General features: G+C 69.9%; 16 protein-coding genes and 1 pseudogene. 5 read left to right on the top strand and 12 right to left on the bottom strand.

Annotated elements, in window-relative coordinates:
* Positions 1 to 8: 8 nt before the first annotated feature.
* The 5 genes from ALIDE2_RS08455 to ALIDE2_RS08435 form a co-directional block, all read right to left on the bottom strand.
* Positions 9 to 791 (bottom strand): ABC transporter ATP-binding protein, encoded by a 783-nt coding sequence (locus ALIDE2_RS08455; RefSeq protein WP_013519599.1) that lies wholly within the window; start codon positions 789 to 791, stop codon positions 9 to 11.
* Positions 791 to 1,630, bottom strand: coding sequence for an ABC transporter permease (locus ALIDE2_RS08450; RefSeq protein ID WP_013519600.1), 840 nt, complete (start codon positions 1,628 to 1,630; stop codon positions 791 to 793). The genes ALIDE2_RS08455 and ALIDE2_RS08450 overlap by 1 nt, the downstream gene beginning before the upstream one ends.
* A gap of 25 nt (positions 1,631 to 1,655) precedes the next feature.
* Positions 1,656 to 2,621: an ABC transporter substrate-binding protein gene (locus ALIDE2_RS08445; RefSeq protein ID WP_013721820.1), complete on the bottom strand. Its 966-nt coding sequence runs from the start codon at positions 2,619 to 2,621 to the stop codon at positions 1,656 to 1,658.
* 207 nt (positions 2,622 to 2,828) lie between these two features.
* Complete coding sequence (locus tag ALIDE2_RS08440; RefSeq protein ID WP_013519602.1) at positions 2,829 to 3,986, bottom strand: acyl-CoA dehydrogenase family protein; 1,158 nt, start codon at positions 3,984 to 3,986, stop codon at positions 2,829 to 2,831.
* 38 nt (positions 3,987 to 4,024) lie between these two features.
* Positions 4,025 to 5,236 (bottom strand): CaiB/BaiF CoA transferase family protein, encoded by a 1,212-nt coding sequence (locus tag ALIDE2_RS08435; protein ID WP_013519603.1) that lies wholly within the window; start codon positions 5,234 to 5,236, stop codon positions 4,025 to 4,027.
* Positions 5,237 to 5,327: 91 nt separating this feature from the next.
* Between ALIDE2_RS08435 and ALIDE2_RS08430 the strand changes: the two genes are divergently transcribed.
* Entirely contained in the window at positions 5,328 to 6,254 is a 927-nt protein-coding gene (locus tag ALIDE2_RS08430; RefSeq protein ID WP_013519604.1) for a LysR substrate-binding domain-containing protein, read from the top strand.
* 34 nt (positions 6,255 to 6,288) lie between these two features.
* Here the strand turns inward: ALIDE2_RS08430 and ALIDE2_RS08425 are convergent, their stop codons facing one another.
* Genes ALIDE2_RS08425 through ALIDE2_RS08410 form a run of 4 tightly spaced genes read right to left on the bottom strand, consistent with a single transcriptional unit; the run spans position 6,289 to position 10,522 of the window.
* Positions 6,289 to 7,272 carry a Bug family tripartite tricarboxylate transporter substrate binding protein gene (locus ALIDE2_RS08425; protein ID WP_013721819.1) on the bottom strand — a complete coding sequence of 328 codons (984 nt, stop codon included), beginning with the start codon at positions 7,270 to 7,272 and terminating at the stop codon, positions 6,289 to 6,291.
* A 44-nt stretch (positions 7,273 to 7,316) separates the two neighbouring features.
* Complete coding sequence (locus ALIDE2_RS08420; protein ID WP_013721818.1) at positions 7,317 to 8,306, bottom strand: Bug family tripartite tricarboxylate transporter substrate binding protein; 990 nt, start codon at positions 8,304 to 8,306, stop codon at positions 7,317 to 7,319.
* 42 nt (positions 8,307 to 8,348) lie between these two features.
* A complete protein-coding gene (locus ALIDE2_RS08415; RefSeq protein WP_013519607.1) occupies positions 8,349 to 9,320 on the bottom strand; it encodes a hydroxymethylglutaryl-CoA lyase in 972 nt (323 codons plus the stop codon).
* Positions 9,317 to 10,522, bottom strand: a complete 1,206-nt coding sequence (locus tag ALIDE2_RS08410) for a CaiB/BaiF CoA transferase family protein (protein WP_013519608.1) — start codon at positions 10,520 to 10,522, stop codon at positions 9,317 to 9,319. The genes ALIDE2_RS08415 and ALIDE2_RS08410 overlap by 4 nt, the downstream gene beginning before the upstream one ends.
* 127 nt (positions 10,523 to 10,649) lie before the next feature.
* Between ALIDE2_RS08410 and ALIDE2_RS08405 the strand changes: the two genes are divergently transcribed.
* The 4 genes and pseudogenes from ALIDE2_RS08405 (at position 10,650) to ALIDE2_RS24290 (ending at position 14,636) form a co-directional block, all read left to right on the top strand.
* Positions 10,650 to 11,552, top strand: a complete 903-nt coding sequence (locus ALIDE2_RS08405; RefSeq protein WP_013519609.1) for a LysR family transcriptional regulator — start codon at positions 10,650 to 10,652, stop codon at positions 11,550 to 11,552.
* A complete protein-coding gene (earP, locus tag ALIDE2_RS08400; protein WP_013519610.1) occupies positions 11,549 to 12,631 on the top strand; it encodes an elongation factor P maturation arginine rhamnosyltransferase EarP in 1,083 nt (360 codons plus the stop codon). Before ALIDE2_RS08405 ends, earP begins: the two co-directional genes overlap by 4 nt.
* A 159-nt stretch (positions 12,632 to 12,790) precedes the next feature.
* The gene (efp, locus tag ALIDE2_RS08395; protein WP_013721817.1) at positions 12,791 to 13,345 is read left to right on the top strand and encodes an elongation factor P; all 555 of its coding nucleotides are present in this window, start codon (positions 12,791 to 12,793) and stop codon (positions 13,343 to 13,345) included.
* 140 nt (positions 13,346 to 13,485) lie between these two features.
* Positions 13,486 to 14,636, top strand: a pseudogene (locus tag ALIDE2_RS24290) (IS481 family transposase).
* 92 nt (positions 14,637 to 14,728) lie between these two features.
* Here ALIDE2_RS24290 and ALIDE2_RS08375 read toward each other — a convergent pair.
* The 3 genes from ALIDE2_RS08375 to ALIDE2_RS08365 are packed head-to-tail and all read right to left on the bottom strand — an operon-like array spanning position 14,729 to position 17,512.
* Positions 14,729 to 15,511 (bottom strand): SDR family NAD(P)-dependent oxidoreductase, encoded by a 783-nt coding sequence (locus tag ALIDE2_RS08375; protein ID WP_013721816.1) that lies wholly within the window; start codon positions 15,509 to 15,511, stop codon positions 14,729 to 14,731.
* Positions 15,512 to 15,542: 31 nt separating this feature from the next.
* Complete coding sequence (locus ALIDE2_RS08370) at positions 15,543 to 16,319, bottom strand: enoyl-CoA hydratase/isomerase family protein (protein ID WP_013721815.1); 777 nt, start codon at positions 16,317 to 16,319, stop codon at positions 15,543 to 15,545.
* Entirely contained in the window at positions 16,316 to 17,512 is a 1,197-nt protein-coding gene (locus tag ALIDE2_RS08365) for a thiolase family protein (RefSeq protein WP_013721814.1), read from the bottom strand. The genes ALIDE2_RS08370 and ALIDE2_RS08365 overlap by 4 nt, the downstream gene beginning before the upstream one ends.
* Position 17,513 lies beyond the last annotated feature (1 nt).

The raw sequence follows: 17,513 nt of genomic DNA, 5'->3' as shown, positions 1-17,513 counted from the left end.
ACCGTTGCTCAATGGGCCTCGGCGGCCATGGACTCGGCGCGGATCTCCTCGGTGAGGCGCGCCTTGAGCTCCATGAACTCGGGCGAGGTCTTTACACGATAGTGGCGCGGATGCGGCAGGTGGACGGCGATCTCGCTCTTGATGCGCCCGGGGCGCGCGCTGAACACGGCCACGCGGTTGGCCATGAAGATGGCCTCGTCGATGTCGTGCGTGACGAACATCACGGTCTTGCGCTCGGCCTCCCAGATGCCCAGCAGCAGTTCCTGCATGAGCACGCGGGTCTGGTTGTCGAGCGCGCCGAAGGGCTCGTCCATGAGCAGGATCTTGGGGTCGTTGGCCAGCGCCCGCGCAATCGCCGTGCGCTGCTGCATGCCGCCCGAGAGCTGCTTGGGGAAATGCTGCTCGAAGCCGCGCAACCCCACCTTGGCGATGAAGTACGCCGCGCGCTCCTTCTGCGCGCCTTCGGGCATGCCGCGTTCGCGCAGGCCGAAGCGTATGTTCTGCTCGATGGTGAGCCAGGGAAACAGCGTGTAGCTCTGGAACACCATGCCGCGGTCGGCCCCGGGCCCCTCGACGGGCTGCCCGCCCAGCAGCACCCGGCCCGAGGTCGGATGGTCCAGCCCGGCGACGATGCGCAGCATGGTCGACTTGCCGCAGCCGGACGGCCCGAGGATGGTCACGAAGTCGTTCTCCTGCACGTCGAAATCGACGGGCAGCAGGGCCTGGGTGGCCTGCCCCTTGGGGCTGACGAAGGTGCGCGATACCGCTTGAATGGACAGGAGCGGATTCATCACAGGGCACTCCAAGCGAACAGGCGGCGGTTGACGGCCTTGAAGAGCACGTCGGACACCAGGCCGATCAGGCCGATGACGATGATGCCGAAGATGATCTGCCCCGTGTTGAGCAGCGCCTGGCTGTCGGTGATCATGTGGCCTATGCCCGAGGCCGAGCCGATGAGCTCGGCCACGATCACGTAGGTCCAGGCCCAGCCCAGCACCAGGCGCAGCGTTTCGGCGATGTCGGGCGCGGCGCCCGGAATCAGCACGCGGCGCACGATGCCGCTGCTGGAGGCGCCCAGCGTGTAGGCGGCCTCCACAAGGTCCTTGCGGGCGTTGCCCACGGTGACGGCCACCATCAGGATGATCTGGAACACCGAGCCGATGAAGATCACCAGCAGCTTCTGCAGCTCGCCCAGCCCCGCCCACAGGATCAGGAGCGGAATGAAGGCCGAGGCCGGCAGGTAGCGGCAGAACGACACGAAGGGCTCCAGGAAGGCCTCCACCCCCTTGTGCGCGCCCATCGCGATGCCCAGCGGCACGGCGACCACGGCGGCCATGACGAAGCCGCCGAGCACGCGCCACACGGTCATGCCGATGTCGTGCAGGAAGCCGAATTCGGTGAAAAGCAGCCAGCCCTCCCTGGCCATGGTGATGGGGCTGGCCAGGAACGTGGGCGACACGAAGCCGCCCAGCGTGAAGAAGGCCCACACCACGAAGAACAGCACGAAGAACCCCACCCCCAGGGCCACCCGCGTGCGGGCGCTCACGGGCTCCAGCGGCGCTAGGCCGCGGCGGCGCGGCCGCCGCTCCTGCCGCCCCAGCGCGGGGGCTGCGCTCATCGCCTGATTCATATCCCGCTCCTCTCGCACCCTGCGCTCACTTGATGAAACTGGCGTCGTACATCGCGTCGTAGCTGTCGGGCAGCTTGCGGATCACGCCGGACTCGAGCAGGATGGCCGCGGCGTCCTTCATGAACTGCTGCAGCTCGCCCGCGAAGAACTTCTGGTTCGCAGCCTTGTCCTGCCAGCGCAGGTAGGACGCGGACTTGCCGAAGGCCTCGCCCGTCTGCTTGACGGCCGAGCCCATGATCTCGTAGGACTTGGCGGGATCGGCCTTGATCATCTCCAGCGCCTGGAAGTAGGAATTGGCCATGGCCTGCGCGGCCTTGGGGTTGGCCTTGAGCCAGGCGGGGTCGCACCCCACGGTGTCCATCACCATGGGGTAGTCCAGCGTGGTGGCCAGGATCTTGCCAGCCTGCGGGTTGGCGCGCACGGAGGAGAGATAGGGCTCGTAGGTCATGGCCGCATCGTTCTGCCCCGAGATGAAGGCCTGGGCCGCTGGCTGGGGTTCGAGCGAAACGATCTTCACGTCCTTGAGGCTCATGCCGTTCTTGGACAGCATCCAGGCCAGGCCGAAGTGCGGCGCCGTTCCGGGAGCGCTCACCCCCACGGTCTTGCCCTTGAGGTCGGCGAAACCCTTGACGTCGTTGCGCACGGCCAGGCCGTCGGCGCCGTAGGACTTGTCCATCTGGAAGATCTGCACGATGGGCACGCCGTTGGTGTTCCAGGCCACGTGCGTCTCCACCGTGGTGGCGGCGCACTGGATGGCCTTGGAGGCGAGGGCCAGGTGACGGTCCTTCTGCGGGATCATCTTGAGTTCCACGTCCAGGCCGTTCTTCTTGAAGATGCCTGCCTTGTCCGCCAGCGTCAGCGGCGCAAACCCCGTCCAGCCCGACATGCCCAAGGCCACCTTGGTCTCCTGCGCGTGGGCCGGCGCGGCCAGCCCCGCCACGCATGCCACCGCCGCCGCCAGTGGCGCCATCTTCACAACCGTTCGGCTCATCTTCAGCTCCTGTAGGAAAAAGTACGTTGGCTCACCCGGATCGGGAAGCAGGCCTTGCCTCCTCGCCGCGATGATCAGCGCTCCCACGGACCTGTCTATACAGGGTAAACGCTAGAAATCGCCCCTGGAGCACCAAGAAAACGGCCTTCTTCCCACCTCCCGGGAACATGCTGCAAAACGCTCCGGCGCGGTACGTGCCGGGGGCCGTCAATCCGCCAGCACGGTGCGCGCGATGATGTTGCGCTGCACCTCGGACGAGCCCTCGTAGATGCGCAGGATGCGCGCGTCGCGCACGTAGCGCTCCAGCGGCATCTCGCGCGTGTAGCCGTAGCCGCCGTGGATCTGCAGCGCGGCGTCGGCCACGAAGCCCGCCATCTCGGAGGCGTGCAGCTTGGCCATGGCCGACTGCAGCGTGAACGGCTGGCCCGCCTGGCGCAGCGCGAGCGCCTGCAGCGTGAGACCCCAGGACGCCTCCAGGCGCAACTTCATGTCGGCCAGCATCCACTGCAGGCCCTGTTTGCCCGCGATGGGCTCGCCGCCGATCTGGCGCTCCTTCATCCAGCGCGTGGCGTCGGCCAGCGCGGCCTCGGCAATGCCCAGGGCCGTGGCCGCCACGTCGAGGCGGCTGTTGTCCAGCACCTTCATCGCGGTCTTGAAGCCCGTGCCCTCGGCGCCCAGGCGGTTCGCGGCCGGCACGCGCACGCTGTCGAACGCCACCTCGAACGCGTGCGCGCCTTGTATGCCCATGAGCCTCTCGGGCGACGAGATGCTGATGCCGGGCGAATCGGTCTCCACCACGAAGGCGCTGACGCCGCGCGCGCCTGCGTCGGGGTCAGTCTTGGCGAAGACCACGAGGAACCTGGCCTCCTTCGCGTTCGAGATGAAGTGCTTCACGCCATCGATGCGGTAATGCGCGCCCTCGCCCTCGCGCGTGGCGCGCGTGCGCAGGTCGGCCGGGTGCGACCCGCCGCGCGGCTCGGTCAGCGCGAAGCCCGCCAGCCACTCGCCGCTGGCCGCGCGCGGCAGCCACCGCGCGTGCTGCCCGGGGCTGCCGCCTATGAGCACCGCGTCGGTGCCCAGGTAGTGCGCGCCGATCATCGACGAGGTGGCCGCGCAAGCCCGCGAGATCTCCACCAGCGACAGCAGCATCGCCGTGGGCGTGACGCCCGCGCCGCCCAGGTGCTCCGGCAGGTTCATGCCCATCACGCCCAGCTCGGCCAGCTGCGGCACGTGGCAGGTGACGGACAGGCCGTGTTCATCGATCTCCCGCGCGCGCGGCGCGAGGGTCCCGGTGGCGAAGCGGGCCACGGCGTCGGCCACGGCCCGGTCATCGGCGGTGACGCCGAGTCGGTTCAAGGTATTCATATAAAGAGCTCCTCCAAGGTTGTGAGCGATCACGGAATTCAGGCGGGGCCGAACAGCCCCGCCGCGCGCAGCGCGGCCAGCCGCTCTCCACCCGCCTGCAGCAGCCCGGCCATGAGCTCGTCGGTGTGCTGGCCCAGGTCGGGCGCGGGCTCGGCGCGGTTGGGCGCGGCGCCGCCGAACTTCACGGGCTGCGTAGGCACGCGCAGCCCCGGCAGGCGCGGGTCGTCCACCGCGCGCAGCAGGCCGCGCGCCAGGCCCTGCTCCGATTCGAGGGCCTGCGCCATGGTCCACAGCGGGCTGCCGGGCACGCCGGCGGCCTCCAGCTGCGCCACCACCTCGGCCACGCCGAGCCTGCCGGCCCAGGCCTCGATGGCGGCGGCCAGCTCGGGCTCGTGGGCGCGGCGCAGTTCGTCGGTGGCAAAGCGCGCGTCCTGCGCAAAGCCGGGCGCGCCGATCAGCGCCGCCAGCGAGGCGAACAGCCTGTTGTTGAGCACGGCCAGCGCGAAATGCCCGTCCCGCGCGCGGTACACGCCGAACGGCGCCGAGAAGGAATGCCGGTTGCCATTGCGCCGAGCGCTCTCGCCCGTGAACAGGTAGCGGCCCACGCCCGTGACGAGGAAAGCCAGCGTGGCGTCGAACATCGCCACGTCCACGTGCTGGCCCTGGCCCGTGCGGCGCTGCTGCAGCAGCGCAGCCAGCGTGGCCCAGGACGCGAACAGGCCCGCGATCACGTCGGACACGGCCTCGCCCACCAGGGTGGGCGGGCCGTCGGGCTCGCCCGTGGCCTCCATCAGGCCGCTCATGGCCTGCACGATGATGTCGTAGGCCGGCAGGTGCGCGAGCGGCCCCGTCTGGCCGAAGCCCGACACGCTCACGTACACCAGGCGCGGGTTGGCACGGCAAAGCAGCCCGGGGCCCACGCCCAGGCGCTCGGCCACGCCGGGGCGGAAGTTCTCCACCACCACGTCCACCTCCTGCGCCAGCTGCGCCACGATGCCCGCGGCCTCGGGGTGCTTGAGGTCCAGCACCATGCTCTTCTTGTTGCGGTTGAGCGCGGTGAACAGGCTGCTGATGCCGCCGCGCATGGGGCCGATGTGGCGGTAGTCGTCGCCGCCCGGCGGCTCGACCTTGATGACCTCGGCCCCCAGGTCCGCCAGCAGCGCCGTGGACAGCGGGCCCGCGAGCACGCGGCTGAAGTCGAGGATGCGGATGCCGTCGAGCGGTCGGATGGTGGGGGGCGGTACGGGCATGCGGGGCTCCAGGAAATGCACGGAAGCCCGATGGTTGCCCAAAGCAGGATCAAAATAAAATATTCAATCTTGATACTTTGAATCAACTATCTTGATCAATATCAGCCTGCGCCAGCTCGAATACTTCGCCGCCGCGGCCCAGCACGGCGGCGCGGCGCGCGCGGCCGCGGCACTCAGCGTGTCGCAGCCCAGCATTTCCAAGGCCATCGCCGACCTGGAGGCGCTGTGGGGCGAGGCGCTGTTCGTGCGCCGCCATGCGCGTGGCCTGGAGCTCACGGCGGCGGGCCAGATGCGCCACCGCGAGGCGCACGCGCTGCTGGAGCGCGCCCGCGCGCTCGAAGGGCCGCGCACGGGCGAGGAAGCGGGGCTGCTGCGCGTCGGCTGCCTGTCCACGCTCGCGCCGCGCCACCTGCCCGCCATGCTGGTGCGCATGCGCGAACGCCATCCGCAGGTGGAGGTCGAGGTGCACGAGGGCGACACCGAGGCGCTGCTGCAGATGCTCGAACGCGGCGCGCTGGACGCCGCCCTGCTCTACGACATGGGCCTAGCGCGCCCCGTTCGCCTGGAGGCCGTGACGGCATTCGTGCCCTACGCCCTGCTGCCCGCGGGCCACGCGCTGGCGGCGCGCACCAGCCTGCCGGTCACCGCGCTGGCGCAGGAGCCCTTCATCCTCATCGACTTGCCGCACAGCCGCGAATACTTCCTGTCGCTGTTCCGCCAGGCGGGCGCCGCGCCGCGCATCGCGCATGCGACGCCGTCGATCGAAATGGTGCGCTCGCTGGTGGCCAACGGGCTGGGCGTCTCGCTGCTCACCACGCGCCCCGTGCGCGACTGGAGCTACGACGGCAAGCGCCTGGCCTGCAGGCGCCTGCGCGGGCCGCTGGCGGCCCAGTCGGTGGTCATGGCATACCCCGAGCGCCTCGGCGCTCACAATCCGCGCGCGCCCTTGTTTGCGCGCGTGGTGCGCGAGTGCTTCACGCGCCAGCGCGATGCCATGACGGCGCCCGATGCGCCGTAGCCGCCCCGGGGGGGGGAGGGGGCGGCAGCGCTGCTTATTCGGGGTCGATCTTGGAGCTTTTGATCACATTGGCCCAGGCCGCGAAGTCGGCCTTCACGCGCGCGCCGAGCTGCTGCGGGCCCTGGTAGTCGGCCGTGGCGCCCTGCTCCTGCGCCTTCTTGCGGAAGGCCGGGTCTTCCACCACCTTCTTCATGTCGGCCGCCAGCTTGTCGATGATCGGCTTGGGTACGGCCGCGGGCGCGAACAGCGCGAACCACGAGGTGGCATTGACGCCGGGGTAGCCGGCCTCGGCCGTGGTGGGCGCGTCGGGCAGGCTGGGCAGGCGCTCCTTGCCCGTGACGGCCAGCACGCGCAGCTTGCCGGACTGGATGTGCGGCATGAACGGCGGCGCGGTGCCGAAGGTCAGGTCCACCTGGCCGCCCAGCAGGTCCTGCAGCGCGGGGCCCGTGCCCTTGTAGGGCACGTGCACCATCTTGATGCCGCCCTGCTGCTCCAGCATGGCGCCCGTCACGTGCTGCAGCGAGCCGTTGCCCGACGAGGCGTAGTTGAGCTTGCCCGGGTTGGCCTTGGCGTAGGCGACCAGCTCGGCCAGCGTCTTCACGGGCAGGCCCTCGCGCACCACGATGATCTGCGGCGCCGAGAGCACGTTGGCGATGGGCTGGAAGTCCTTCTGCTCCCACTGCGGCGCGCGGGTCAGGTGGGGCGAGATCACGTGGTAGCCCGAGTACTGCATGAGCAGCGTGTAGCCGTCGGGCTCGGCGCGCTTAACGATAGCAGCCGCGATCGTGCCGTTGCCGCCAGCCTTGTTGTCCACCACCACCGACTGGCCCAGCACGGGTGACAGCGCCTGCGCGGCCATGCGCGCCGCGATGTCGGTGGTGCCTCCGGCCGCGGCCGGCACGACGAAGGTCACGGGCTTGGAGGGGTAAGGCCCCTGGGCCCAGGCCGTGGACAGCGCCAGTGGCGCGAGCGCGGCCAGGGCCAGCGCGGTGAAGCGTTTGCGGGTGATCGTCGTCATCTCGTCTCCTTCGGGGGTTTCAATCAAAACGGTTGGTCGTGCTGTCAATCCACGGTGGCGCCGGTGTCCTTCACCACGCGCGCCCACTTGGGCAGGTCGGCCCGCACCAGCACGCCGAGCTGGGCCGATGTGCCCTTGAACGGCTCGCAGCCGACGACGGCGAGCTTGTCCGCCACGTCCTTGTGGTCCAGCGCGCGCGCCACCTCGGCCTGCAGCCGCTCCACGATGGGCGCGGGCGTGCCCGCGGGGGCGAACATGGCATACCACGGCGCCTGGCCGAAGCCCTTGAGCGTCTCGCCGATGGTGGGCACGTCGGGCAGCGCGGCCACGCGCTTCTCGTTCACCACGCCCAGCACCTTGAGCTTGCCCGCCTTGATGAAGGAAATCGACGAGGGCAGGCTCTGCACCGACAGTGGCACCTGCCCGCCCGCCACGTCGGTGGCGGCGGCGGCCGAGCCCTTGTAGGGGATGTGCTGCAGTTGGATGCCCGCGGCCTTCTGCAGCAGTTCGCCGATCAGGTGGTTGAGCGTGCCGTTGCCGGCCGAGGCGATGGCGTACTTGCCCGGGCTGGCCTTGGCGAGCCGGATCAGGTCGGCCACGTTGTTGGCCGGGAACGAGGGGTGCGCCACGAGCACGTAGCCCGCCGTTGCGATGGGCGCCACGGGCTCGAAGTCTTTGACGGCATCGAAGCCCGGGTTCTTGTAGAGCGCGGGGCCGATCACGTGCGCGCTGTCGGCCGTGACCAGCAGCGTGTAGCCGTCGTGCTTGGCGCGCGCCAGGGTCGCCGTGGCCAGCGTGCCGCCCGCGCCGGGGCGGTTGTCCACGATCACGCTCTGGCCCATCTGCTCGGTCAGGCGCTGCGCGAGCACGCGCGCGATCGCGTCGTTGGCGCCGCCCGCGGCCTGCGGCACCACGAGGGTGATGGGCCTGGAGGGATACTTGTCCTGCGCGGCGATGGCCAGCGGCGCGACGCACAGTACGGCGGCCAGCGCCAGTGCGGCATGGCGCCGGGTCACGGCATGGGTGAAAGGCATGGGGTTGTCTCCTGTGGGTATGCGGGGTACGGCGTCACGGCGTCACCGCGCCAGCGCGCGTTCGCGGATCGCGTCGAAGCCGGGGGGCACCGGGTGCAGGTCGAGCCGGCGCCCTGCCCGGGCGATCTGGCTGGGCACCTCGTGGCCGATGAGCGTGGGCAGGCGCGCTGCCGCCGCCATGAGCGCGGGCAGATCCACGCCCGTGTCGTAGCCCATGAGCGCGAGCGCGTGCACGATCTCCTCGGTGCACACGTTGCCCGTGGCGCCCGGCGCATAGGGGCAGCCGCCCAGGCCGCCGAGCGAGGCGTCGAACCGGTCGGCCCCCGCGTCAATGGCGGCCAGCACGTTGGCCAGCCCCATGCCGCGCGTGTTATGGAAGTGCAGCGTGAACGCCAGGCCCGGCCAGCGCGCGCGCGCCTGCGCCACCACCTGCGCCACCTGCGAGGGGTAGGCCATGCCCGTGGTGTCGCACAGCGTGATGCCGGCCACGCCCAGGCCGGCGAAGCGCTGCACCCAGTCCCACACGCCGTCCAGGGCCACGTCGCCCTCCATGGGGCAGCCGAACACACACGACAGCGACACATTCACCGGCACGCGCGCGGCCTGCGCCATGGTGACCACATGCGCCAGCGCCGCGAACGACTGCGCGCGCGTCATGCGCAGGTTGGCCAGGTTGTGCGTCTCACTCACCGACATGACGAGGTTGAGCTCGTCGGTGCGCGACTCGATGGCGCGCTCCGCGCCGCGCGCGTTGGGCACCAGCGCGGTGTAGGTGACGCCGGGGCGGCGCGCTATCTCGCGCATCACCACCTCGGCGTCGCGCAGCGCGGGGATGGCCGTGGGCGAGGTGAACGAGGTCACCTCGATCTTGGCGAGGCCCGCCGCCGACAGCGCGTCGACGAGGGCGATCTTGTCCTCGGTGGGCACGAACTGCGCCTCCATCTGCAGGCCGTCGCGCATGCCCACGTCGCAGATCTCGATGCGGCGCCCGGCGCCGTTCCACACGGTGTTCATTGGATCACTCCCTTGCCGCGCAGCAGCGCGATCTGTTCCTGCGTCAGGCCGGCCTCGGCCAGCACGGCGTCGGTGTCGTCGCCCAGGCGGGGGGCGCTGGAGCGGATCGTGCCCGGCGTGGCCGAGAGCTTGGGGCAAATGCCCGGCACGGTAACTTCGTCGCCGTCGCGCGTCTGCTGCGTGAGCAGCATGTCGCGCGCCTGGTAGTGCGGGTCCTCGGCGATGTCCCGGGCCGTGTAGACCTTGCCCGCGGGCACGCGCGCGGCGGCCAGCCGCTCCATGACCTGCGCCACGGTCAGCGTGGCCGTCCAGGCGCCGATGGCAGCGTCGATCTCGGCCACGCGCGCCACGCGGCCCGCGTTGTCGGCCAGCTGCGGGTCGTCGGCCAGGTCCTGGCGGCCGACGGCGGCCATCAGGCGCTTGAAGATGCTGTCGCCATTGCCCGCCACCAGCACCCAGCCGTCCTGGCAGGGGTAGGCGTTGGAAGGCGCGATGCCCGGCAGCGCGCTGCCCGCGGCCTCGCGCACCACGCCGAAGGCGCTGTACTCGGGGATCAGGCTCTCCATGCAGTTGAACACCGCCTCGTGCAGCGCCACGTCGATCACCTGGCCCGCACCGCCGTTCACCTTGCGGTGGTACAGCGCCATCATCACGCCAATGGCGCCGTGCAGCGCGGCCAGCGTGTCGCCGATCGAGACGCCCACGCGCACCGGCACGCGGCCCGGCTCGGCCGTGAGGTGGCGCAGGCCGCCCATGGCCTCGCCGATCACGCCGAAGCCCGGCAGGTCGCGGTACGGCCCCGTCTGGCCATAGCCCGAGATACGCAGGATCACGAGGCCCGGGTTGAGCGCGTGCAGCTCCTCGGGCGACATGCCCCAGCCCTCGAGCGTGCCGGGGCGGAAGTTCTCAATGAGCACGTCGGCCTCGGCGATGAGGCGGCGCACGATGTCCTGCGCCTCGGCCTGGCGCAGGTCCAGCGCCACCGACTTCTTGTTGCGCGACTGCACCTGCCACCACACGGACGTGCCGTTCTTGATGAGGCGCCAGTTGCGCAGCGGGTCGCCGGCTCCGACCGCCTCGATCTTGATGACCTCGGCGCCGAACTCGCCCAGCGTCTTGCCGCAGAACGGCCCGGCGATGAGCTGGCCCATCTCGATCACGCGCACGCCGGCCAGCGCGGCGGGGGTGGTTGTCTCTTGCATGGCGGTGTCGTCTCCTGAAATCCGCCGTGGATGATGCGCCGCCCGGTGCCGCGCACAAAACGCTCAAGCGCGACGCTGCCATCGCAAACCGGCATGGCCGCGCGCCGCCACAGTACCATCCCCTCCCATGAAGCTCGACCCGGTCTCCCTGCGCCTGTTCGTCGCGGTGATGGAGGAAAACGCCATCGCCCGCGCTGCCGCGCGCGAACACATCGCGCCATCCGCCGCCAGCCGCCGCCTGGCGGAGCTGGAGGACCAGCTGCGCGTGGAGCTGTTCACGCGCAGCAACCGCGGCACCGAGCCCACGGCCGCGGCCTACGCGCTGCTGAACCTCGCGCGCGGCGTGCTCAACGACCTGGACGGCATCGCCACGCAGATGCGCGACTACCGCGCCGGCGTGCGCGGCCACGTGCGCGTGGTGGCCAACATCTCGGCCATCACGCAGTTCCTGCCCGGCGAGCTGCAGCGCTTCATGGCCGCGCACCCGCAGGTCGGCGTGCGGCTGCAGGAGCAGATCAGCAGCGCCGTGGCGCAGTCGGTGGCCGAGAACGCGGCCGACGTGGGCATCCTCAACCACGGCAGCTACGGCGAGCGCGTCGCGCTACTGCCCTACCGCGAGGACGAGCTGGTGCTCATCGTGCCCGCGGGCCATGCGCTGGCGCGCCGGCGGCGCGTGCGGCTGGCCGACGCCCTGCCCTGCGACTTCGTCGGCATGCACCCGGGCAGCGCCATCAACAACCTGCTCACGCGCGCGGCGGCCGAGCTGGAGATGCCCCTGCGGCTGCGCATGCAGGTCACGAGCTACGACGCGCTGTGCCTCATGGTCTCGGCCGGCCTGGGCGTGGCCGTGCTGCCGCGCGGCAGCGCGCAGAACCTGCGCGGCACGCTGGCCATCCGCGCCATCACGCTGGCCGAGCCCTGGGCGCGCCGGCGGCTCTCGCTGTGCGTGCGCGCGCAAGAGCCGCTCTCTGGCGTGGCCCGGCTGCTCGTGGACCACCTGCGCGCCCAGGGCACGGAGGCCGGCGCATGAACACCTCCTTGCGCTGGGACATCTTCTGCCAGGTCATCGACAACTACGGCGACATCGGCGTGTGCTGGCGCCTGGCCGCCGAGCTCGGCGCCCGGGGCCACCGCGTGCGCCTGTGGGTGGACGACGCCACGGCCCTCTCGTGGATGGCGCCACGCGGGGCCGCGGGCGTGCAGGTGCTGCCCTGGCCTGGCAAGGCGCCGCCGGATGGGACGGGCGACGTGGTGGTGGAGGCCTTCGGCTGCGAGATTGCTCCCGACTTCATAGCTGCTATCGCCCGCCACACGGGCGATGGAGGCAAAAAACCCTTGTGGATCAACCTGGAGTACCTGTCGGCCGAAAGCTACGTCGAACGCTGCCACCGCCTGCCCTCGCCCCTGATGAAAGGCCCCGGCGCGGGCCTGACGCGCTGGTTCTTCTACCCCGGCTTCACCGAACGCACGGGCGGCCTGCTGCGCGAGCGCGACCTCGCCGCCCGCCAGGCGGCCTTCGACCACCAGGCCTGGCGCGCGCGCCACGGCATCGCGCCGCACGATCTGGCCATCTCGCTGTTCTGCTACGAGCCCCCCGCCCTTGCGCAGCTGCTCGCGCAGCTCGGGCCCCGCCCCGGTGCGCACCTGCTGGTCACGCCGGGCCGCGCCACGGCGGCCGTTTTGCATGAAATCGGCCTGAAACCCGTATGGATGGATCGCCAGCAGCTCTCTTTTTCATATCTAGAACCCTGCCCCCAGCCGGCATTCGACGAAATGCTCTGGGCCTGCGACCTGAACCTCGTGCGCGGCGAGGATTCGCTGGTGCGCGCGCTCTGGGCCGGCCAGCCTTTCGTGTGGCACATCTACCCGCAGCATGACGGCGCGCACCACGCCAAGCTGCTGGCGTTCCTGGACTGGCTGCAGGCGCCCGCATCGCTGCGGCGCTTCCATGCGCTGTGGAACGGGCTGGACAGCGCGCCCGCGCTGCCGCTGCTCGATGCCGCCACGCTGGCCGAATGGCGCGCCTGCACGGCGGCGGCACGCGCCCGGCTGCTGGCACAACCCGATTTATTGACCTTACTACTAGGGTTTGTGGCCGAGAAACGCTAGAATCCTCGGTTTTGCGCCATACCCCAAGGCCGCACGCTAGCGTGCCCAGCCGGCGCCCCCGCCGCGGAACATGCGCCGGGGTGGAAGGCGGCCCCCCCGCGGCCACGCCCGCCCGCCCCGACTTGTGGAGCGGCCCAACCTTACCATCCCAAGCAAGCCATGAAAATCGCTCAAGAAATCCGCGCCGGCAACGTGATCATGCAGGGCAAAGACCCCATGATCGTCCTCAAGACCGAATACGCCCGCGGCGGCCGCGGCGCCGCCACCGTGCGCATGAAGCTCAAGGCGCTCCTGTCCAACATGGGCACCGAAGTCGTCTTCAAGGCCGACGACAAGATCGACAACGTGATCCTGGACAAGAAGGAGTGCACCTACTCCTACTTCGCCGACCCCATGTACGTGTGGATGGACTCCGAGTACAACCAGTACGAGGTCGAGGCCGGCAACATGGGCGACGCCATCAGCTACCTCGAAGACGGTATGGCCGCCGAAGTGGTGTTCTACGACGGCAAGGCCATCTCGGTGGAACTGCCGACCAGCGTCGAGCGCGAAATCACCTGGACCGAACCCGCCGTCAAGGGCGACACGTCCGGCAAGGTGCTCAAGCCCGCGAAGATCGCCACCGGCTTCGAAGTGGCCGTGCCCCTGTTCGTGGGCCAGGGCGACAAGATCGAGATCGACACCCGCACGGGCGAATACCGCAAGCGCGTCTGAACAGGCGCCACCCGGACGGAAAGGAACGTGCAGTGCACGTTCCTTTTTTTGTTTCACTGTATGGACCGGGGACATAGGTAACAGGTGTGCCAGGACATAGGTAACGCTTTCGGGATATTGAAGCCCCCCGGAAGAAACCCATGGTCTGGATGGAGAAGAACACCGTGTCCCTGCGCCAAGAATTCGTGCACCTGGCGGGCCAGGACGATGCCAATGTGCGTGCCTTGTGCCGCCATTTCGGCATCAGCCCCAAGACGGGCTACAAGTGGTTGTCCCGCTTCAAAGCGGCCGACGGTGATGCGAGCGCCCTGCACGATCGCAGCCGCAGGCCACTGAGCAGTCCCACGCGAAGCGGCGACGCTACCGAGCAGGCGGTGCTGGCGCAGCGCCAGCAGCATCCGGCCTGGGGTGGCCGCAAGATCGCCGCGCGCCTGCACGAGCTGGGCCGGGCCACTGTCGCGCCCAGCACCGTCACCCATATCCTGCACCGCCACGGACTGATTGCAGCCGGTGCCCGCAAGGCTGCCCAAGCCTGGCAGCGTTTCGAGCACGAGGCACCCAACAGCCTGTGGCAGATCGACTTCAAGGGAGACTTCCCCACCCTGGCCGGGCGCTGCCATGCGCTCACGCTGCTGGATGACCATTCACGCTTCAACCTGTTGCTCAGTGCCCAGGCCAGCACCCGCGCAGCGTGTGTGCGCGAGCGGCTCACGGGGGTGTTCCGCCGCTACGGCCTGCCGCTGCGCATGAATGCCGACAACGGCGCGCCCTGGGGCAGCCCCAGTTCAGGCAGACACAGCCTGAGCGAGCTGGCCGTATGGCTGATCCGCCAGGGGGTGCGCGTGAGCTTCAGTGCGCCCTACCATCCGCAGACCAATGGCAAGCTCGAGCGCTTTCACCGCACGCTGGATATCGAGGTGCTGGCTGGGCGCCACTTTGCCGACCACGCAGCGGTGCAGCGCGCCTTCGATGCCTGGCGCCCCAGCTACAACTGCGAGCGCCCGCACGAGGCGCTGAAGCTGCAAACGCCCGTGCAGCGCTACCGGCCCAGACCTTTGCCCTATCGCGAGCAGCCCGCACCCATCGAGTATCCGTCCACGGATTGCGTGCTCACCGTGGGCTGGAACGGCTTCATCCACTTCAAAGGCCGCAGGTTGCGCGTGTCCAGCGCACTGCACCGCTTACCCATCGGGCCAATACCCAGGTCGATGGGTTGCACGATGTGTACTTCTGCCATCAGCGCTTCATGCAGATCGACTTGCGTGAGCAGGCTGGCGATACTTGCCTCTGAGGTGTTACCCATGTCTTGGCACACCTGTTACCTATGTCCCCGGTCCATACAGTTTCACGAAGAGAAGACTCCAGCCCGTCATTGCGCTGAAATCAGCGCGGCGCCATGCGCAGGGCGCCGTCCACGCGGATGGATTCGGCGTTCATGTAGCCGCAGAGGACCAGGAATTCCACGGCCTGCGCATACTCATAGGGCTCGCCCATACGCTTGGGGCACGGCACGGTGGCCGCCAGCGCCTGCTGGACGTTCTCGGGCAGGCCTTGCACCAGGGGCGTGCCGAAGAGGCCCGGCAGGATGGTGTTGACGCGGATGCCTTCGTCCATCAGGTCGCGCGCGATGGGCAGCGTCATGCCCATGACGCCGGCCTTGCTGGCCGCGTAGCTGGCCTGCCCGGCTTGGCCGTCCACCGCAGCGGTCGAGGCGGTGTTGACGATGACGCCACGGTCGCCGTCGGCCAGCGGATCGAGCGCCAGCATGCCCGCAGCCGACTTGGCAATGCAGCGGAAGGTGCCTACCAGGTTGATCTGGACGAGGCGGTTGAAGCGCTCCACCTGGGAGTGGCGGATTTCGCCGGTTTTCCTGTCGCGGCCGACGGTCTTGACGGCGTCGGCGGTGCCGGCGCAGTTGACGAGAATGCGCTCCTGCCCGACGGCGGCGCGCGAGCGAGCGAAGGCCGCGTCCACCTGCTCCTCGGAAGTCACGTCCACGTTGCAGTAGACGCCGCCGAGCTCGCTGGACAGCGCCTGGCCGAGCGCCTCGTTCATGTCGAAGATGGCGACCTTGACGCCATGGCCGGCCAGGCGCCGGGCCGTGGCGGCCCCCAGGCCGGAAGCACCGCCCGTGATGACGGCGGCAATATCGGAATTCAATTGCATGGTGGTTTCCTTGGTGGTTGGCCAGCGGGCCTCAGCGGCCCGTGAACCGGGGTGCGCGCCGGCCCAGGAATGCCTCCTGGCCTTCGCGGCTGTCGGCCGAATGCATGGCAACGCCGAAATTGCGCTTCTCATGCTCCAGCCCCTGCGCGAGCGAGGTCTCGAAGCTGCACAGGGCTGCGTCCTTCGCCAGCGCCACCGCCAGCGGCGAATTGGCGGCGATCCGGGCAGCCATGGCCAGTGCCGCCGGCAAGGCCTGGCCGTCCGCCACCACGTCGGCGACGATGCCGGCCTCGCATGCCTTGCGCGCGTCCATGAAGTCGCCGGTCAGCAGCAGCGCCATCGCCTTGGACTTGCCCGCGGCCCGGATCAGGCGCTGGGTGCCGCCGCCACCGGGTATGGCGCCGAGCTTGACCTCGGGCACGCCGAAGCGGGCCGACTCGCCGGCGATCACGATGTCGCAGGCCAGCGCAAGCTCCATGCCGCCGCCCAGCGCCAGCCCCTCCACGGCCGCGATCACGGGTTTCGGAAAGCCCGCCAGCGCGGGCCACAGCATGCCGCCCGCCGCCGCGCGCGCGCCCAGCAGCGGTTCGGCGCGCAGTGCGTCGAATGCCGTGATGTCGGCGCCGGCGCAGAACACGCCTTCGGCGCCGGTGAGGATGAGCGCCCGCACCGACTCGTCGTGGCGCAGTTGCGCGAGCTGCGCGTGGAGCCCATCGAAGACCGCGCGGTTCAGGCTGTTCTTTGCGCGCGGGCGGTTGATGGTCAGGACGGCGATGGCGTCCTGGCGGTGGACCAGCACCTCGGTCATGGCCTGCTCCCCGGATCCAGCCGTTCGATAATGGTGGTGTTGGCCGTGCCCGAGGCCTCGCAGATGGTCTGAAGGCCATAGCGGGAGCCCCGGCGCTCCAGCTCGCACAGCAGGTCGGTCAGCATGCGCGCACCAGTGGAGCCCGGGGGGTGGCCGATCGCCACGGAGCCGCCGTTGACGTTGAGGCGGTCGTCGAGAATGCCGAACTCCCGCTGGAACATGAGCGGCACGCCGGCAAAGGCTTCGTTGACCTCGAACAGGTCGATGTCGCCGATGCCCAGGCCTGCCTCCTTCAGCGCCTTGCGGGTGGAATCGAGCACGGCGGTGAACTGGATCACCGGGTCGGCGGCGGCCACGGCGGTGCTGACGAAGCGGGCGCGCGGCTGCAGGCCATGCCGCTCGGCGTACGCGCGGCTGGCGATTAGCAGCGCGGCGGCACCATCGCTGATCTGCGACGAGTTGGCGGCCGTGGTGGCGCCGTCGGCGGCAAACACCGGCCTCAGAGCCGCCATCTTCGCGGGGTCGGAATTCGCGCGCACGCCCTCGTCGGCGGCGACCACCGGGCTGTCCGGGTCTGCCGGCTCCTCGGTGAGCCACACAAGCTGCTCCTGGAAGCGCCCGGCCTGCGCAGCCGCGGCGGCCCGCTGGTGGCTGCGAACGGCGAAGGCATCGAGCATCTCGCGGCCGAGGCCGAAGCGCTGGTTCATCAGCTCCGACGAAACGCCTTGCGGCAGCAGCGGGTTGTCCTGGTAGCGCGCCAGTTCGCGCGGGCTGTACTGCGGACCGAGCGGTTCGCCGGGCTTGAACGAGGGCGGCAGCGGCGCCTGCGACATGGACTCGACCCCGGCGCCGATCACCAATTGGTAGGCACCCGCACGCACGCCGTGGACCGCGAAGCTCACCGCCTGCTGGCCGGAGCCGCACTGCCTGTCGATCGTCACGGCGGGAACGGATTCGGGCAGCCCGGCCGCCAGCACGGCGTGCCGGCCCAGGTTGCCGTGCTGCGGCCCCCACTGCAGCACGCAGCCGACGATCACGTCGTCCAGGTCGGCCGGGTCGATGCCCGTGCGCTCCACCAGCTGGTGCAGGGTCTCGCCCAGCAGATCGACCGGGTGCCATTGCCGCAAGCGCCCGCCGCGCTTGCCGACCGGTGTGCGCAGCGCGCCGATGATGACGGGTTCATGTTCATTCATG

The organism is Alicycliphilus denitrificans K601 (assembly GCF_000204645.1).
Lineage (GTDB): Bacteria > Pseudomonadota > Gammaproteobacteria > Burkholderiales > Burkholderiaceae_C > Alicycliphilus > Alicycliphilus denitrificans.
Note: the sequence above shows the minus strand (reverse complement) of the source record. Positions and strands in the feature narration are given on the sequence as shown.

Excerpts from the sequence above, each read along its gene's own strand:
- ALIDE2_RS08455 (WP_013519599.1), bottom strand. The coding sequence starts at position 791 with ATGAATCCGCTCCTGTCCATTCAAGCGGTATCGCGCACCTTCGTCAGC.
- ALIDE2_RS08450 (WP_013519600.1), bottom strand. The coding sequence starts at position 1,630 with ATGAATCAGGCGATGAGCGCAGCCCCCGCGCTGGGGCGGCAGGAGCGG.
- ALIDE2_RS08445 (WP_013721820.1), bottom strand. The coding sequence starts at position 2,621 with ATGAGCCGAACGGTTGTGAAGATGGCGCCACTGGCGGCGGCGGTGGCA.
- ALIDE2_RS08440 (WP_013519602.1), bottom strand. The coding sequence starts at position 3,986 with ATGAATACCTTGAACCGACTCGGCGTCACCGCCGATGACCGGGCCGTG.
- ALIDE2_RS08435 (WP_013519603.1), bottom strand. The coding sequence starts at position 5,236 with ATGCCCGTACCGCCCCCCACCATCCGACCGCTCGACGGCATCCGCATC.
- ALIDE2_RS08425 (WP_013721819.1), bottom strand. The coding sequence starts at position 7,272 with ATGACGACGATCACCCGCAAACGCTTCACCGCGCTGGCCCTGGCCGCG.
- ALIDE2_RS08420 (WP_013721818.1), bottom strand. The coding sequence starts at position 8,306 with ATGCCTTTCACCCATGCCGTGACCCGGCGCCATGCCGCACTGGCGCTG.
- ALIDE2_RS08415 (WP_013519607.1), bottom strand. The coding sequence starts at position 9,320 with ATGAACACCGTGTGGAACGGCGCCGGGCGCCGCATCGAGATCTGCGAC.
- ALIDE2_RS08410 (WP_013519608.1), bottom strand. The coding sequence starts at position 10,522 with ATGCAAGAGACAACCACCCCCGCCGCGCTGGCCGGCGTGCGCGTGATC.
- ALIDE2_RS08405 (WP_013519609.1), top strand. The coding sequence starts at position 10,650 with ATGAAGCTCGACCCGGTCTCCCTGCGCCTGTTCGTCGCGGTGATGGAG.
- earP (WP_013519610.1), top strand. The coding sequence starts at position 11,549 with ATGAACACCTCCTTGCGCTGGGACATCTTCTGCCAGGTCATCGACAAC.
- efp (WP_013721817.1), top strand. The coding sequence starts at position 12,791 with ATGAAAATCGCTCAAGAAATCCGCGCCGGCAACGTGATCATGCAGGGC.
- ALIDE2_RS08375 (WP_013721816.1), bottom strand. The coding sequence starts at position 15,511 with ATGCAATTGAATTCCGATATTGCCGCCGTCATCACGGGCGGTGCTTCC.
- ALIDE2_RS08370 (WP_013721815.1), bottom strand. The coding sequence starts at position 16,319 with ATGACCGAGGTGCTGGTCCACCGCCAGGACGCCATCGCCGTCCTGACC.
- ALIDE2_RS08365 (WP_013721814.1), bottom strand. The coding sequence starts at position 17,512 with ATGAATGAACATGAACCCGTCATCATCGGCGCGCTGCGCACACCGGTC.